General features: G+C 39.6%; 1 protein-coding gene. It reads right to left on the bottom strand.

Translation table 11 applies throughout. From position 1 onward, the window contains the following. Positions 1-226: RRXRR domain-containing protein (locus AC0QH1_RS00435; protein WP_324628771.1), on the bottom strand; the 226-nt coding region annotated here is incomplete at its 3' end. Position 227 lies beyond the last annotated feature (1 nt).

Genomic DNA, 227 nt, shown 5'->3' with positions numbered 1-227 from the left:
CCAATTCGTAAACAATTGTAGTAATCGGGAAAATCTTCGATAGTTCAGTAATGATTCTGATTTCCATCTCCCTAGAACCCCAAATAGATGGAGCTAATTTACCTTTTTGAATGCGATTATCGAATCGTTTTTGTCGATGGGCACGTTGGCTAAAAGGTACTTTTCTATTAATCCTTCTACCGCGCCGCACCCGACGTTGTAATGCTCGGTTTCTGACATTTTTAATG

It is taken from the genome of Phormidium sp. CCY1219, from assembly GCF_055795085.1.
The sequence above is the reverse complement of the archived record's forward strand: the minus strand, read 5'-3'. Positions and strand labels throughout refer to the sequence as shown.